Source organism: Flavobacterium laiguense (assembly GCF_003097655.1).
GTDB classification, from domain to species: domain Bacteria; phylum Bacteroidota; class Bacteroidia; order Flavobacteriales; family Flavobacteriaceae; genus Flavobacterium; species Flavobacterium laiguense.
The window spans coordinates 75,706-91,382 of the sequence record NZ_QCZH01000006.1; the positions used below are offsets into that span (position 1 = coordinate 75,706).

Sequence of the window (15,677 nt, forward strand, 5' to 3'; positions counted from 1 at the left end):
AAAAAAACAGCCTTTAATCAAGAATTATTTAACCCTTGATTAAAGGCAGTTTTTTGGCAGTTTTTTAAGATTAATGTTGCTAAAATTGTGTAACTTTAAGAGTGATTCTGATATATACCGAATATATAGCTCAATGCGTTGTGGAATTGTTTTGTTATATCAGGATTCTAACGGTCTCGAAACTTCGGGATTGTTAGACACAATAATAAATACAATTGGTATAACCCTTTAATAGAAAAATTATGAAAAAAATTACTCTATTATTTCTGCTATTGAACATCTATTTCATTGACGCCCAAGAAAAATTGACCTCTTCAAAATGTGTGATCCATTTTGAGGCTTCCGTTCCATTTTTTGAAGCAGTCGAGGCAAGAAATGATGCAGTTAGTTGTGTTCTAATCCCAGAAAAAAGTCAAATTACCTTTGTGGCCATTATCAAAAAATTTCAATTCAAAAGAGATTTAATGAGAGAGCATTTTAATGCCAACTATATGGAAAGTGATCGCTATTCTAAAGCTATTTTTAAAGGAATTATCGAGAAATTTGACATGAAAGATATTAATGAAATCGAAAAAGACTATCAAATAAAAGGCAGAATAGAAATTCATGGTGAATCAAAAGCAATTATGGTTTTGGCAAAAATAAAAAGGGTAAAAGATGGAATCCAAATCAATTCCCATTTTACACTGAATTCTGACGATTTTAAAATTGAAATCCCTTCTATTGTGATTGCTAAAGTTTCAAAATTGGTTAACACAGAAGTGGAATGTATATTACAATGAAGCATTTGATAAAAGTGATTAACTATACGTTCTAGCATGGCTAATCACTTTTCAATTATTTATTAAAAATCAATCACTTGACACAATCTACAAGTGCTCTTTTCAAGTTTTTAAACTTAAATCTAAAACCCAGACTTTTTATTTTATCCGATGAAACCCTCCTACCGGCCAATGCAATAGTGGCCATTTCTCCCATTAACAATCGCAATGCAAAAGCAGGCACATTGGGCAGCCAAATAAAATAGCCATACTCTTTTGCCAATAGTTTCGAAAAAGAAGAACTCGTAGTACTATCATTTACGGTTGCATTATACGCACCAGTCATGTTTTCGTTTTCAATTGCTTCCAGATAAATCGCACACAAATCAGATATGTGAATCCAGGGCATATATTGTTTACCAGATCCCAATGCCGATCCAAAACCAGCTTTAAAAATAGGTGCTAATTTTTTTAGAAACCCCTCGTTTTTCCCTAAAACCAAACCTGTTCGAATTTTAACCGTTCGAATGCCTAAATCGGCGAATAAATCGGCTGCTTTTTCCCATTTCTGGCAAGTAATTCCAACAAAATCATTCCCCGGAATCGTGTTTTCGGTACAAATTCCCTCTCCATTTAAAGCGCCATAAATCCCTATTCCTGAAGCAGACACAAAAGCCTCAATACTTTTATTATGCTTTTTCAAAACCGTATAAATCAGTTCAGCCGATTGTGTCCTGCTATCGATTATTTCAGCCTTCCTTTTGGCAGTCCATCTTTTTTCGGCAATATTCTCCCCTGCCAAATGAATAATATAATCCGCATGGAGTACCGCCGCTTCATCTATTTTTTGACTGGATACATCCCAAATATAATAGGAAATCGCGTCAGTATTTGGTTTGCTATTTCTAGATAAAATTGAAACTGAATAACCCCTTCCCAACAACATTTCGGTCAATTGCTTCCCAATAAAACCAGTCCCTCCCGTTATTAAAACATTCTTTTTCATCTTCAAATAAATTTGGGTGCTTCATTATAACATTACAAATATAAGTTACTATTAACCGTAGTTTTATTAATAATAAGTTAAACAACAATAATTTAAGACTCAAATCAAGAGATAATTATCAATAAAAATTATTTACTTCATCAGTTTCTCAAAGCTTATTTGGGCGCGTACACACTAACTTTAAGGAAAATGACATAATTCAGTTTTCATTAAAATGGTTTGCTATTAGTATTGAGTTTGTTTCTTCCCATGCAATATAATTGTATGTATAAATGATTGTGCCATAAATTGAAATCAACATTCGTTGCAAACAAAAACAACTGACATCAATTATAACTATACAAATATAAGTTAATATTTTGTTCAACATTATTAGTAATAAGTTAAACGTCATTATCTTTATACTCAACTTAATTTCACAAATAAATGGCAACTAAAAAACCCCCTTTATCCAAAGATCAAATTGTGTCTATGTATATGAACTATACTTTAGAACATAATGAAAAGCCTAAGTCTGTATTTCATTTTGCAAAAGTGAATGATTTTACAGAAGCCGAATTCTATACTTTTTTTGGTACTCTTGAAAGTATTGAAAAAGAAATATTCAATATCTTTTTTGACAAAACAATAGCGCTTTTGCAGAAAGACGTTAATTATGAAAGCTATGACATGAAAACTAAACTGTTAAGTTTCTATTTTACTTTCTTTGAATTAATTACTGCCAATAGAAGTTATGTAGTCATGACTTTGAAACAACATCAAAATCAACTGAAAAACCTAATGCTTTTAACTGAATTTAGAAATAAATTCAAAGATTACATATCTGAAATAATCACAGATGATTTCCGGATTAAAATTGAAAAATTACAACAATACCAAGAAAAGGTTTTAACGGAATCATTTTGGATTCAATTTTTATTAACGCTAAAATTTTGGATGGAAGATGCGTCCCCTTCGTTTGAGAAAACGGATATCTACATCGAAAAATCGGTAAAAGTTTCTTTCGAATTAATAGATATTACACCTCTTGAAAGCTTAATTGATTTTGGAAAATTCATTTTCAAAGAAAAAATAAACAACAAATAATGAAAACGATAGACTACATTCCAACTTCAAAAATCGAAAGAGCCTCAAAACTAGTGCAAACAGGTGCCAAAGTAGGTGTGAACTATTTGAAATATTATGGCGAAAAAATAGTCAATTCAGATTTAACGCGAGATAAACTCAACGAGGATAATGCAGAAGACATTTACGATGGTCTGAAAAAGTTAAAAGGAAGTGCTCTCAAAGTGGCTCAAATGTTGAGTATGGACAAGAGTTTCTTACCACAGGCCTATGTGGAGAAATTTTCGTTGTCACAGTTTTCCGTACCACCTCTTTCGGCTCCGTTAGTTTTAAAAACTTTTAAAACTAATTTAGGTAAAACACCTTATGAAATTTTTGACGAATTCAACGCCAATTCTGTAAATGCAGCGAGTATTGGCCAAGTACATATTGCTGTGAAAAACGGCAAAAAACTAGCTGTAAAAATTCAATATCCTGGCGTTGCCAATAGTATTTCATCAGATTTAGCTCTAGTAAAACCTATTGCTATACGAATGTTTAATCTGCAAGGAAAAGACTCCGATAAGTATTTTAAAGAAGTGGAGGACAAATTAATTGAAGAAACCAATTATATCCTGGAACTTCAACAAAGCCAGGAAGTCGTTGCTGCTTGCAAAAAAATAGAACATTTACTTTTCCCTGAATATTATCCCGAGTTCTCCTCCGAGAAAATCATCACTATGGACTGGATGACTGGAATCCATCTTTCTGAATTTACTGCCAAAAACGAAAACCATAAATTGGGAAACCAATTGGGGCAAGCGTTATGGAATTTTTATATGTATCAAATTCATATTTTAAGAAAAGTCCATGCCGATCCACATCCTGGTAATTTTTTGGTTAACGATAACCATCAATTGGTGGCTTTGGATTTTGGTTGTATGAAGAAAATCCCGAATAATTTTTATATTCCATATTTTGAATTGGTTGACCAAAAAATACTCAACAACCCACATTTGTTCAACGAAAAACTTTTTGAACTGGAAATCCTAAGAACAGACGATTCTGAAGAAGAGATTGTCTATTTCACCCAAATGTTTTATGATTTACTGTCCCTTTTTACCCAACCTTTTCAAGAAGAAACCTTTGATTTTTCGAATCCGGAATTTTTTGGAAATATTGCGCAACTCGGAGAACGCTTTTCTAAAGACACCAACTTAAAAAAAATGAATGGTAACAGAGGATCCAAACATTTTATCTACATGAACCGAACCTTTTTTGGACTGTACAATCTATTATTTGATTTGAAAGCCAAAATTGTGGTGAATCAGTATAAAAAATACGAATAATTGATTTGAGAGAAAACATGCGAAATATAGTAATCATTGGCGGAAGTAAAGGAATTGGGAATGCTATTCTATTGCAACAATTGAGAAACAATAACGTGTACAACATCAGTAGATCCACACCAGACATCACTCATCCTAACTTAATTCATTATCCCATTTCAATTCTTGAAGATGATTTACCCGAGATTGAAGCGGTAGATGTTCTTATCTATTGTCCTGGTTCGATTACACTAAAACCTATTCTGAGTTTGAATCTGGACGATTTTAGAAATGATTTTGAAATTAACGTAATTGGAGCTGTAAAAGCGATTCAGAAATATTTACCTGCCTTAAAAAAAGGAAGCAATCCGTCAATTGTATTGTTTAGCACCGTTGCAGCCAAACTGGGAATGCCTTTTCACGCCAGTATCGCTACCGCAAAAGCAGGAATCGAAGGATTGGTAAAATCACTCGGTGCCGAATTGGCTTCCGTGGTTCGCATAAATGCAATTGCTCCTACCATTACCGAGACTTCGCTTTCGGCTAATATCCTTCGAAACGACCGAATGAAAGAAAATATGGTAGAACGCCACCCTATGAAAAGTTATCTTAAACCCAATGAAGTGGCCGAAATGGCCAATTATTTAATTTCAGAAAATGCCAAATCCATTTCGGGACAAGTTTTTGAAATGGATTATGGCATCGTAAGTTTTAAAATGTAACGATATGAAAATTCTTTTAACAGGTGCAACAGGATATATCGGCAAACGGCTTTTACCAATTTTGGTAAACCAAGGTCATGAAGTTATTTGCTGTGTGAGAGACAAACAGCGTTTTTCTTGTCCTAAAGAATTTGAAAAAAACATAAAAGTCATTGAAGTTGATTTCTTAAAAAAAGAAACTTTAGAAAACATCCCTCAAGACATAGATGCCGCTTATTATTTAATGCACTCCATGTCGGGTTCGGCCAGTAATTATGATGAATTGGAAAGTATTTCGGCCCATAATTTTGTGGAACGAATCAATCAAACAAACGCAAAACAGGTTCTATATTTAAGTGGCATTGTAAACGACAAATCCCTTTCCAAACATTTATCTTCCCGAAAAGCAGTTGAAGAGGTTTTAAAAACCGGAACTTTTGCCACAACCACTTTAAGAGCCGGTATCATAGTAGGCTCCGGAAGTGCGTCCTTTGAAATTATTCGGGATTTAGTTCAAAAGTTGCCAATAATGATCACCCCAAAATGGCTCAATACTAAATGCCAACCTATAGCTATTGCTGATGTTTTGGCTTTCTTGACAAAATCACTTTTAAACCCATTAACTTATAATCAAAGTTTTGACATCGGTGGTCCAGATATTCTCACCTACAAAGAAATGCTTTTGGGCTTTGCCAAAGCGATTCACCTCAAAAGGTATATTTACACCATACCCGTAATGACACCCAAATTATCCTCCTATTGGTTGTATTTTGTAACCTCAACTTCCTATAAATTGGCATCGGCATTGGTGAGCAGTATGAAAGTCGAAGTCATTTGCCGGGACAACAGCATAAATTCGATTTTGAATATCAATCCTATGTCTTATGAAATGGCATTATCCAAAGCCTTGGTAAAAATCGATAATGATGATATCACTTCGAGTTGGAAAGATTCCATTATAAGCGGACAATTTAAAGGCAATGTGAAAGACTTCATCAAAGTACCCAAAAAAGACTGTTTTATCGACCGAAGAAAAATGGAAATCAAAGACCGAGCTTTTACCATCAACCAAATTTGGTCAATTGGCGGTGAAACAGGTTGGTATTATGGGGATTGGCTGTGGGGGCTACGCGGATTTATCGATAAACTCTTTGGTGGTGTGGGGACCAGAAGAGGCCGCACCAAAAAGCGCGAAATCCACGCCGGTGATGCATTAGACTTTTGGCGGGTTTTGTATGCCAATAAAAAAGAAGGTAAACTGGTTCTCTATGCCGAAATGAAACTACCCGGTCAAGCCTGGCTCGAATTCAAAATCATCAAGAACACATTATATCAATCTGCCACTTTTAGACCCAAAGGCATTTGGGGTAAATTATATTGGTATTCTGTCTTGCCTTTTCACGGATTTATTTTCAATGGAATGCTCAATAGGTTGATTCAGTAATTATCTTAAAATCCCTGCTTTATAAGTAGCAATCGCTCGGTCTCTGGCAAAGGCATGTTCTACCATAGGCTTGGCGTAACCCAAATCAAATTCAGGTATCCATTTGCGGATGTAGATTCCGTTTTTGTCAAACTTTTTGAGTTGGATATCAGGATTAAAAACCCTAAAATAAGGTGCTGCATCGCAACCTGTTCCTGCTGCCCATTGCCAGTTACCTACATTAGCAGACAAATCATAATCCAATAGTTTCTCGGCAAAATAGGCTTCGCCCCACTGCCAATTAATGAGTAAATGTTTGCATAAAAAACTCGCAACCACCATACGCACTCTATTGTGCATATAACCCGTCGCATTAAGCTGACGCATCCCCGCATCGACCATAGGATAGCCAGTAGTTCCTGCACACCATCGCTTAAAGTCTTCCTCATTGTTGCGCCACTGAATCCCATCATAGGCCGATTTGAAATTATGGCTGACAACTTTGGGGAAGCTAAACAGGATTTGCATAAAGAATTCTCTCCAGATCAATTCACTCAAAAAAACGTCATTTTTATGAACCGCCCAATTCACTAACTTTCGGATGCTTTCCGTTCCAAAACGCAAATGAGGTGACAAATAGGATGTGCTGTCTATTGCGGGAAAATCTCTAGTTTCATCGTAATTGGAAATCTGTGTGAGGTTATAAAGCTGTACTTTTATATTACTTTCCTCGAAACCTATTTGCTGTAAAGTGGGAAAATCAAAATTGCTTTTGTGAAAATTGGAGAAATAGCTTTCGGCATCGTATTCCAGAAGCGGCGCCATTGATTTGTATTTTTCCAACCATTTATTCTTGTAAGGCGTGTAAATAGTATAAGGCAATCCATCGGCTTTACTGATTTCTAACTCTTCAAAAATCACTTGGTCTTTGAAAGAAAAACATAGAGCGTTATTTTCTTTTGCCAATGCTGTAATGGCTAAATCTCTCTTAATAGCATAGGGTTCATAATCTTTATTGAAGAAAACTTCCGAAACGGCAAACTCTTCAAAAAGAGATTTCCAAACTTCAGTTGTTGTTCCTTTTTTAATTAAAATTGAACTCTCAATGGCATTCAATTTTGTGTTTAATTTACGGAGCGATTCATGTATAAAACCAACGCGTGCATCATTTTTTGGCAAACTATTCAAAATATCCGTGTCGAAAATAAACAAAGGAATCACAGGATATTTGGAATGCAAAGCATGATACAACGCTACATTATCGTCTAGACGCAAATCGCGTCGGAACCAAAAAATAGATACTTCCTGTTTTGTCATTTTTTTTAAAGTTTCTAAGAATCTAAGTAACTGAGATGCTAAGCTTCTGTAATCTTGTGATTAATTCTTGTTTCAAAATTATTATTTTCCTTTTCTAAAATCTTAGCAGCTCAGAATCTTAGTAACTTAGAACCTTCTTTATTAAAAATTTGATCGACTTTTACACAACGGTAATCAAAAATTTCTTTCAGTTGTTTTTTAACGATTAAAGCATTCACAATTCGCCCCAAAATCCCTAAAGGCAAAGCATAATGCACTATGTCAGTCATTTTCACACCGGTTGGAGTTGCTTCAAAAAAATGTTTGTGGTGCCAAAAACTATAAGGCCCAAAACGTTGTTCGTCTATAAAATAGGCTTTGTCTTTGACTTTGGTAATTTCGGTGACCCAATTCAATTTTAATCCCAAAAAAGGCGAAATTTTGTATTGAATGATTTGCCCCGCATACATCGATTGGTTGTCAAAATCGGTGATTTCGAAACCCATGGTTTTGGGTGTTATTTTCTGCAAATTTCCTGGACTGGAGAAAAAAGCCCAACATTCATCTAAAGTCGCATTGATGTGTTGAACTGTTTCTTTTTTATATACTTTCATTTTTTCTTTCCATTATTTTCATCAAAACTAAACTCATCAACAGCATTGTAAAAGCATAACCAACATCTTCGACAGGTATTGTTCCCAATCGAATGCCTAAATTCTCGTTATTATTATAAAAAACAACTGGCTCTTCTATAAAACTACCGGTGAGAATTCCATTTACGAGTAAAAACGGAATCAAAATGATTAAAAAAGTGAGGAAATAAGTTTTTAAAATCACAGGAAACTTAAAAACGGCTATCGTTAAAACTAAAATAAACATACTGAAATTGACAAAAGTGTACCATTTATCAAAATTCAATATAGTTACTGGAACAACGAGAATCATCAAAAACCAATAAATCCTTTTTACGACAGTACCACTCAAAGCCACATTCGGCAAGAAATACTGAAAAGAAAAATGAATAAATATACTGGCATAAGGGATGCAAATAAAGAAAAGCCACTCTTCTATTGGCAAACCAAAAAAATTTATTCCAGAATGATACCTTGGGTTAAAACTCCACACACCTATTTTTGTAAAAATAATATCCCAAACGATAAAAAATAGTGCCGTAATAATCAAAGAAGGAAAAACGATTTTCCAACGGTTACTAAATTTCATTCTTTTTTCGAAACTATACAAAAAAGGAATAATGAAAGAAGCAATGTTTAAAATAAGATATAGTGACATACTAAATTTTATAATATTTAAAAGGCACAAACAACATTCCGAAACACTCACCATGCTCTTTTCTCAAATGTTTATGATGCACTTTGTGGGCCTTACGCAAGCCAACTAAATATTTGTTTTTGGTGTTTTTGAACCATTTAAAACGTTGGTGAATCAATACGTCGTGAATCATAAAATAGCAAAAACCATAGGTTGTGATTCCTAGGGCGATGAAAAACAAATAATTCATTCCGTCTTGCACGCCAAAATAAAAAAGCACAATACTGGGTGTGGCAAAAATCAGAAAGAATATATCATTTCGTTCGAATGTATGCTCATATTTTGGCTGATGATGATCCGCATGAAAATACCACATGAGTCCATGCATAATGTATTTATGCGTAAGCCATGTGACACATTCCATGAATAAAAAAACACCTAAAAAAATCAAAAAGGAAACCATATTCTTTTTATTGAATTAAATTATTTGAGTGATTGGGAAGTAGCTTTTAGCCATTAGCCTTGAATCTCATTTATGTAGTAACTATTACAAAGTAAATTAAAGCGCATACCTAAAAAATAACATTGCACTAAACCAAGGTTTAGTTGTATTACTGAGTGCCTCTTTTACACCCAAACCGGGTATTGTATATGCCAGGTGTCCGTGCCAGTACCAATGTCTGGAGCGAAAATACTTTACGGTTATATTGAACTCACTACCATATTCCTTTTTAGGCAAATACCCCAAAGCAGGATTTCCTCCTATATTATTATTGGCAACTGCATACATATACATTGCCTGAGGAACTAATTCTATTCTTTGCCAAGGACGAATATTAGCTTGTAACTGATGAACATTCATATTACTATTTTGTACCACTTTGAAATGGTTGGCACCAATTACCCATTCTTCGCCATTGCCTCCCGTGAGTAATGGATCCCATCGTTCGTAGGTTTCAGTATCTGGGTCATCACCCGAGAAAAACGCATACCGATAGCGAAGAGCAGGAGCACCTTTGCTTTTGGCAAAACTCCAGCCTATTTCTGAGTAACCTGCAAAGGACTTCATATCAAAATTACTATTCCGTTCATAGGCAATTTCTCCTTTGTAGAATAGCCCTGGAACATCCGGGGGTTTATTGGTATAATATCGTAAATTAAAAAGTTGCAGCCCTTCTCGTCCCAATACCTCACCTGATGGAGTGTAATACTTGAAGGAGGATTGCGGAACGCCTAGCATCATAAAACCAATTTGATTGGAATAGCCATCACCCAATTCAGCGTTAAATCCGCGGATAACAGTTTTTGAATCTACAATGTCTAGCTCATCAGGATCAAGTTGAAAGACCTGCAACAGAAAGTTGTTATAACGTATTGATGCCAGTCCGAGATAATCCGCTGCCCATCGTGGATTGAGTTGTAAAGCTCCACGGTTGTCTCCATTTGCAGCAGTGTTTCTAATTATAAACCCTTTTCCCACCGAAAATTGTTGTCTGCCCATTGAAAGGTTGTAGGTAAACCTATTACCAGATGGATAACTGGTTGTTCCTACAAATCCAAGAAAGGCATCATCAAAAGCGCCGTATGCCCTTGATTCATCTGTAAAAAGTTCTCTTCCTGCTGAAGCACTCATAATGTAACTTGCACCACCATAGAGGTATACACTCCGTTTTGTCGAAAGGGTCGTGATTCCATAAAGTCCACCTGAAACCCAACCTTCTATCCAACCTGTGTAACCTTCTCCAGCGGGATTTTGTGCTAAAGGGTTGCCGTTAAGCATGGCATCTTCTCTTGCATACCATGAATTATTGTTGGAATACAACATTTGCGCCATGGCAAATTTAGTGGTGAGCAATGATTTATTGTCTTGATAAAGAATTGGAAAATCCTTTTCTCCTATTAACGCACCACTTTTCTCCTTTTTCCCTTTTGCCTTTTCACTTATAACTACCGTTAAAGTAATATTTATACCTCCCAATTGCGAAGGAAGCACTTCATATTGTGCCTCGGATACTTGCTCTAATTTGTATACTTTATTAGTATATCCATCAAGGAGTAGATTACGAACAGTCGTTTGTGGAAAAATGGGGAATGCTCGTTTCACTTCCTGTTCTAGATTTTTTTGTGCTATTGAGTCGGTTAATTTATTTTTAAAAACGTAAATTACATTGGTAATTCGTTCTCCTTCATAAAACGCACTGCTTACTTGAGCAAAAACGTTTTGGACAGTTAACATAAATAGCAAGAGAATAACTATTTTATTTATTTTCATCATCCTAGTTTTTGCTATTAATAAGCTGTCCATCCACCATCAGTAGGGTAAAGTGCTCCCGTCAAATTAGATGCTTCGTCAGAAAGAAGAAATAGTATTACTGATGCTTGTTCCCAGACCGTTGCCATACGATGCTTGGTATCATTCATCATCAGTAAGCTCTCCGTTTTAGCTCCACCCATACCTTTAATTCCTCGTTTTTTTACCTCTTTTACAAATTCGAATGCTTTATCCGTCATTGGCGTGGCTGTAGCTGCCATGTTCACTGAGTTTACGCGAATTCCGTAAGGAGCATAATCAATAGCTGCGCTTCGCGTTAATCCATTTACTGCGTGTTTACTTGCCACATAAGCAGGATTACCTGCTAATCCAGTTAGTCCTGCAATAGATCCTACTGTTACTATTGCACCTCCATTTCCTTGCTTAAGGAATTGTTTGGTTACTGCACGCATGGTCTTAAAGGTTCCTGTAGCGTTTACATCCATTACATAATCCCAATACTCATCAGAAGCTGCATCAACTGCTGTAGGAAGCAAATCTTTTTGCTTGTCGTAGTCGAAAGAATCACCAGAGAAAGTACCATCCATTACCCCTGCATTTAATAAAGCAATATCTATTTTTCCGTATTTGTTAATAGCTTGGATAATAAGATTATTACAATCCTCCGTACTTCGAATATCTGTTTTTACAAAAAGTGCTTTGCCACCTTCTTTACGAATATACTGAGCCGTTGCTTCACCTTGTGGTGCCAGCCAATCACCAATAACCACTATTGCTCCTTCACGAGAAGCTCGAATAGCGGCGGCTCTTCCTATTCCTCTTGCGCCTCCAGTTACTACGAAAACTCGCCCCTTGAGTCGGTCTTTTGAATAATAAGTTGAGTCGATAGGTGTAATGTCATTTTTTTTTAATTCCCTATTCTCTTGAGCAATAACTTTTTCGCTAATTTGAATCATAGCAACTAATAAAACAGCTATTAAGACTTTTTTTTTGGTCAATCGTGTTTTCATACGCTTTGTTATTTACATTAATTTTTTATTGTAACTCTTTTATACATAAAGTTATCAAAAAAACAATCTTAATCATTTTTTTACTGCTTTAAGCTATTGAATTCTTTGATTATCAAATACTTACTAATAACTTTTAATTAATCACTGTGTGTTATACCAATTTCAGCTTGTAAGATACGAACGATTGAGCCAATAATCCTGCTTTGGAATAATTGGAAACCCGAATTCTTGTATTTCCAATTTCGTTAGATGGTGTGTGCGCCAGTTTTTTGAGCAATTTTTTGTAATAAACATAAGCTGTGTAAACGCCAAATTTTGCTTCCAAAGGCAATCTTACGATTCCTTGATAGGCAATTCTAAAATCTTCCTCGATTTCCTCGATTATTGCTTTTTTTGATTTTTCATCAAAAGATTTTAAATCGACTCCTGGAAAATAATTACGGTTCAACAGTAAATTATCATCCTTTAAATCACGCAGAAAATTTACTTTTTGGAAAGCCGAACCCAATCGCATCGCTTGGTCTTTTAGTAAATAGAATTTTTCATCATCACCTTTTACAAATACTTTAAGACACATCAATCCAACTACATCGGCAGAACCGTAAATGTACTCGTTGTATTCCTCTTTGCTGTGATAATCGGACTTGATTAAATCGAGTTTCATACTTTTGAGAAACGACTGAATCATCTCATCGGTTATGTTGTATTCTTTAACCGTTTGTTGGAAGGAATTCAAAATTGGGTTCAAACTGATTCCCGATTTCATGGCTTTGTAATACTCGGATTCAAAGTCATTGATTAGATTTTCTTTGTCATAACCATGAAAAGAATCTACAATTTCATCGGCAAAACGCACAAATCCGTAGATGCTGTAAATGGCATCACGAATGCTGGGCGCCAACATGTAAACCGCCATAGAAAACGAAGTACTGTAATTCTTGGTGACCAATTTACTGCACTTAAAGGACACATCATCAAACAATTGCTTCATGACTATTGATTTAAAAGTTGTTTATCTATTAATTCCGAGACCAATTTTCCTGAAATTAATGCGGGAGGAACTCCTGGACCAGGAACGGTTAATTGTCCCGTAAAATATAAATTCTCCACCTTTTTACTTTTTAATTTTGGTCTCAAAAAGGCAGTCTGCAATAGTGTATTTGCCATTCCATAAGCATTCCCTTTGTATGAATTGTACTCAGAAACAAAATCGTTTTTACAAAAAGACTGTTTAAAAACAATACTGCTTTTAACTTCTTGCTGAGTTAAATTCTCAAAACGCTCTATTATTTTATCAAAATATTCATTCCTTACTTCCTCTGTGTCATTAATTCCAGGAGCCAATGGAACAAGGAAAAAACCAGATTCCATGCCATCAGGAGCGGCAGTTTTATCAGTCAACGATGGAAAATTAGCATAAAACAAAGGATCCTTTGGCCATTGTGGTTCGTCATAAATAGCTTTGGTATGCTGCTCAAAATCAACGTCAAAAAACAAAGCATGATGTGAAATGTTTTTTATTTTTTTATTGAAACCAATGTAAAACAATAAAGAGGAAGGAGCAAAAACTCTACTTTCCCAATATTTTTCAGAATAGGCTCGGTATGTTGTGTCTAATAATGTTTCTGTATGTTGATAATCGGCACCACTTAAAATGATATCGGATGGGATTGATTTCCCATTGACCATAATTGATCGGGCTGTTTTATTTTCAACATTAATTTTTTCAATATTGGCATTGGTTACAAAAGTTACACCTAGTTCTCTTGCCAAACTTTCTATAGCTCGTATCACATCAAACATTCCCGTTTTAGGATGCCAAGTACCTAGACCAAAATCAGCATAATTCATAAAACTATAAAAAGAAGGGGTATCAGATGGTTTTGCACCTAGAAACAAAACAGGGAATTCAAGTATATGAATTAACCGTTCGTTTTTGAATTTCTTTCTTATGTCTTTACTAATGTTGCTAAAAAACTGCTCTATTTTTTTTGCAGTATGTAAAGTTACCAATTCTAATGGAGAAACGCCCGGACGATAGACCAATTCTTTGATTGCTATGTCATAATTGGTTTTGGCTTCATACATAAATTCATTTAAGATTTTACCGCTTCCTTTCTCGATAGTTTCAAAATCAGCCACGATTTGCGGCAAATTATCTGCTATTGCAATAAAATCATCGACTCCATAATAGACTCTATAAGCAGGAGAAAGTTTTATAAGCTCGTAATAATCGGTTGTTTTTTTACCGAAATCAGCAAAAAAACGTTCAAAAACATCAGGCATCCAATACCAACTAGGCCCCATGTCAAAAGTAAAACCTTCGGCTTTCAATTGCCTAGCCCTTCCTCCTATTGATGCATTTTTTTCATAGATTGTTACTTCATGACCGTTTTTTGCCAAATAGCATGCTGCGGCCATTGCCGAAAATCCAGAACCTATTATTGAAATTGTTTTTTTCATTTGTTTAGCAAATATACAAAAAGATTGAACAAAAAATTAAATGTTTCCAACCAAATCTGAAATAGAACTAAAAACTTTAACATCACTCACAATTGCACCTTGATCAATATACTCAGTCATTCTACCAATAAGCCAGACTTCGGAACCATCCCCTGACAATTCAGAGCTCATAATCTGAACATATTCATTGATGCTATTCCTTTCGGGTTGTATAGTAAAATAAGACAAAAATACAATTGAATTAAAATGCTTTTTTAAATCTTTTAAATTTTCAACTGGCATGTTCTCGCCTAAATAAATGACTTTATACCCTTTTAATACAATTTCATAATGCAAATACATTAATCCTAATTCATGGATTTCATTAAGAGGCAAAGAAAGAACAAATACTTTATCCGTGTTTATAGGCTTTTCATTTGCAACTTCTTCAGTATTAAATAGTATCTTTTTTATTATCAAACAGCTAATAAAATGTTCATGAGCAGGAGATATCGTGTCGGTTTGCCACAACAAACCAATTTCCTCCATCAATGGGATAAACACTTGATGAAACACCTCCTTAAAAGTTCTATCTTCAAGCAACCAATTGTATGTATTGGTGAAAAGTTCTTGGTCAAAATTCATCATAGCCATCTTAAACGCATTCACAGCGTGATTTTTGGCATTTTTCTTTGAAATAATATCTCGAATCATTTCAACTAATTTTTCTTCAGAAAAGGTTGAAATTTTTGAAATTTTATATCCGTAATCATGTAATAAAGCAATATTCAAAAGCTTTTGAAGGCTTGACAACGAATACAAACGTATGTTCGTATCTGTACGCATAGGTTGTAAAACATTATATCTTTTTTCCCAAATTCTAATAGTATGTGCTTTTATCCCAGAAAGATTTTCAAGATCTTTAATGCTGAAAATATTTTTTACACTGTTCATATATATTGTAAATTTATTAAACAAATATACTTATATTTTAAATTGGTTCAAAAGAAATCGTCTCCTGTGTTTTCAAATCACTGAAAATCAATTATTCTTTTGTTTTATTCAATTTCTCCAATTACATTGAATAACCACCTTTTATATCACTAATTTCTTCGTCAAACCATA

General features: G+C 34.7%; 15 protein-coding genes. 5 read left to right on the forward strand and 10 right to left on the reverse strand.

What is annotated here, in order from left to right; translation table 11 throughout:
* Nucleotides 1-242 precede the first annotated feature (242 nt).
* Nucleotides 243-782, forward strand: a complete 540-nt coding sequence (locus DB891_RS07775) for a YceI family protein (RefSeq protein WP_116762254.1) — start codon at nucleotides 243-245, stop codon at nucleotides 780-782.
* A 73-nt stretch (nucleotides 783-855) separates the two neighbouring features.
* On the opposite strand, the gene DB891_RS07780 is transcribed toward DB891_RS07775, so the two are convergent.
* Complete coding sequence (locus DB891_RS07780; protein WP_116762256.1) at nucleotides 856-1,767, reverse strand: TIGR01777 family oxidoreductase; 912 nt, start codon at nucleotides 1,765-1,767, stop codon at nucleotides 856-858.
* Nucleotides 1,768-2,193: 426 nt separating this feature from the next.
* Between DB891_RS07780 and DB891_RS07785 the strand changes: the two genes are divergently transcribed.
* From DB891_RS07785 to DB891_RS07800, 4 genes are read left to right on the forward strand one after another with little or no spacing between them, the layout of a single operon-like run.
* A complete protein-coding gene (locus DB891_RS07785) occupies nucleotides 2,194-2,853 on the forward strand; it encodes a TetR family transcriptional regulator C-terminal domain-containing protein (protein WP_116762258.1) in 660 nt (219 codons plus the stop codon).
* Nucleotides 2,853-4,160 carry an ABC1 kinase family protein gene (locus DB891_RS07790; RefSeq protein WP_116762260.1) on the forward strand — a complete coding sequence of 436 codons (1,308 nt, stop codon included), beginning with the start codon at nucleotides 2,853-2,855 and terminating at the stop codon, nucleotides 4,158-4,160. The genes DB891_RS07785 and DB891_RS07790 overlap by 1 nt, the downstream gene beginning before the upstream one ends.
* A gap of 17 nt (nucleotides 4,161-4,177) precedes the next feature.
* Nucleotides 4,178-4,861 (forward strand): SDR family NAD(P)-dependent oxidoreductase, encoded by a 684-nt coding sequence (locus tag DB891_RS07795; RefSeq protein WP_116762262.1) that lies wholly within the window; start codon nucleotides 4,178-4,180, stop codon nucleotides 4,859-4,861.
* 4 nt (nucleotides 4,862-4,865) lie between these two features.
* Nucleotides 4,866-6,284, forward strand: a complete 1,419-nt coding sequence (locus tag DB891_RS07800) for an SDR family oxidoreductase (RefSeq protein WP_116762264.1) — start codon at nucleotides 4,866-4,868, stop codon at nucleotides 6,282-6,284.
* Here the strand turns inward: DB891_RS07800 and DB891_RS07805 are convergent, their stop codons facing one another.
* From DB891_RS07805 to DB891_RS07845, 9 genes are all read right to left on the reverse strand, one after another.
* Nucleotides 6,285-7,580, reverse strand: a complete 1,296-nt coding sequence (locus DB891_RS07805) for a cryptochrome/photolyase family protein (RefSeq protein WP_116762266.1) — start codon at nucleotides 7,578-7,580, stop codon at nucleotides 6,285-6,287.
* A gap of 110 nt (nucleotides 7,581-7,690) precedes the next feature.
* Complete coding sequence (locus DB891_RS07810; RefSeq protein ID WP_116762268.1) at nucleotides 7,691-8,173, reverse strand: SRPBCC family protein; 483 nt, start codon at nucleotides 8,171-8,173, stop codon at nucleotides 7,691-7,693.
* Nucleotides 8,160-8,903 (reverse strand): lycopene cyclase domain-containing protein, encoded by a 744-nt coding sequence (locus DB891_RS07815; RefSeq protein WP_317045994.1) that lies wholly within the window; start codon nucleotides 8,901-8,903, stop codon nucleotides 8,160-8,162. Before DB891_RS07815 ends, DB891_RS07810 begins: the two co-directional genes overlap by 14 nt.
* Nucleotides 8,851-9,291 carry a sterol desaturase family protein gene (locus tag DB891_RS07820; RefSeq protein WP_116762272.1) on the reverse strand — a complete coding sequence of 147 codons (441 nt, stop codon included), beginning with the start codon at nucleotides 9,289-9,291 and terminating at the stop codon, nucleotides 8,851-8,853. The genes DB891_RS07815 and DB891_RS07820 overlap by 53 nt, the downstream gene beginning before the upstream one ends.
* A 96-nt stretch (nucleotides 9,292-9,387) precedes the next feature.
* Complete coding sequence (locus tag DB891_RS07825) at nucleotides 9,388-11,100, reverse strand: alginate export family protein (protein WP_124019503.1); 1,713 nt, start codon at nucleotides 11,098-11,100, stop codon at nucleotides 9,388-9,390.
* A 17-nt stretch (nucleotides 11,101-11,117) separates the two neighbouring features.
* On the reverse strand, nucleotides 11,118-12,110 hold the full coding sequence (locus DB891_RS07830) for an SDR family NAD(P)-dependent oxidoreductase (RefSeq protein ID WP_223256072.1): 993 nt from the start codon (nucleotides 12,108-12,110) through the stop codon (nucleotides 11,118-11,120).
* A gap of 151 nt (nucleotides 12,111-12,261) precedes the next feature.
* Entirely contained in the window at nucleotides 12,262-13,101 is an 840-nt protein-coding gene (locus tag DB891_RS07835) for a phytoene/squalene synthase family protein (RefSeq protein ID WP_116762276.1), read from the reverse strand.
* A gap of 2 nt (nucleotides 13,102-13,103) precedes the next feature.
* Nucleotides 13,104-14,573 carry a phytoene desaturase family protein gene (locus DB891_RS07840; RefSeq protein WP_116762278.1) on the reverse strand — a complete coding sequence of 490 codons (1,470 nt, stop codon included), beginning with the start codon at nucleotides 14,571-14,573 and terminating at the stop codon, nucleotides 13,104-13,106.
* 36 nt (nucleotides 14,574-14,609) lie between these two features.
* Nucleotides 14,610-15,506, reverse strand: coding sequence for a MerR family transcriptional regulator (locus DB891_RS07845; protein ID WP_116762280.1), 897 nt, complete (start codon nucleotides 15,504-15,506; stop codon nucleotides 14,610-14,612).
* Nucleotides 15,507-15,677: the final 171 nt, after the last annotated feature.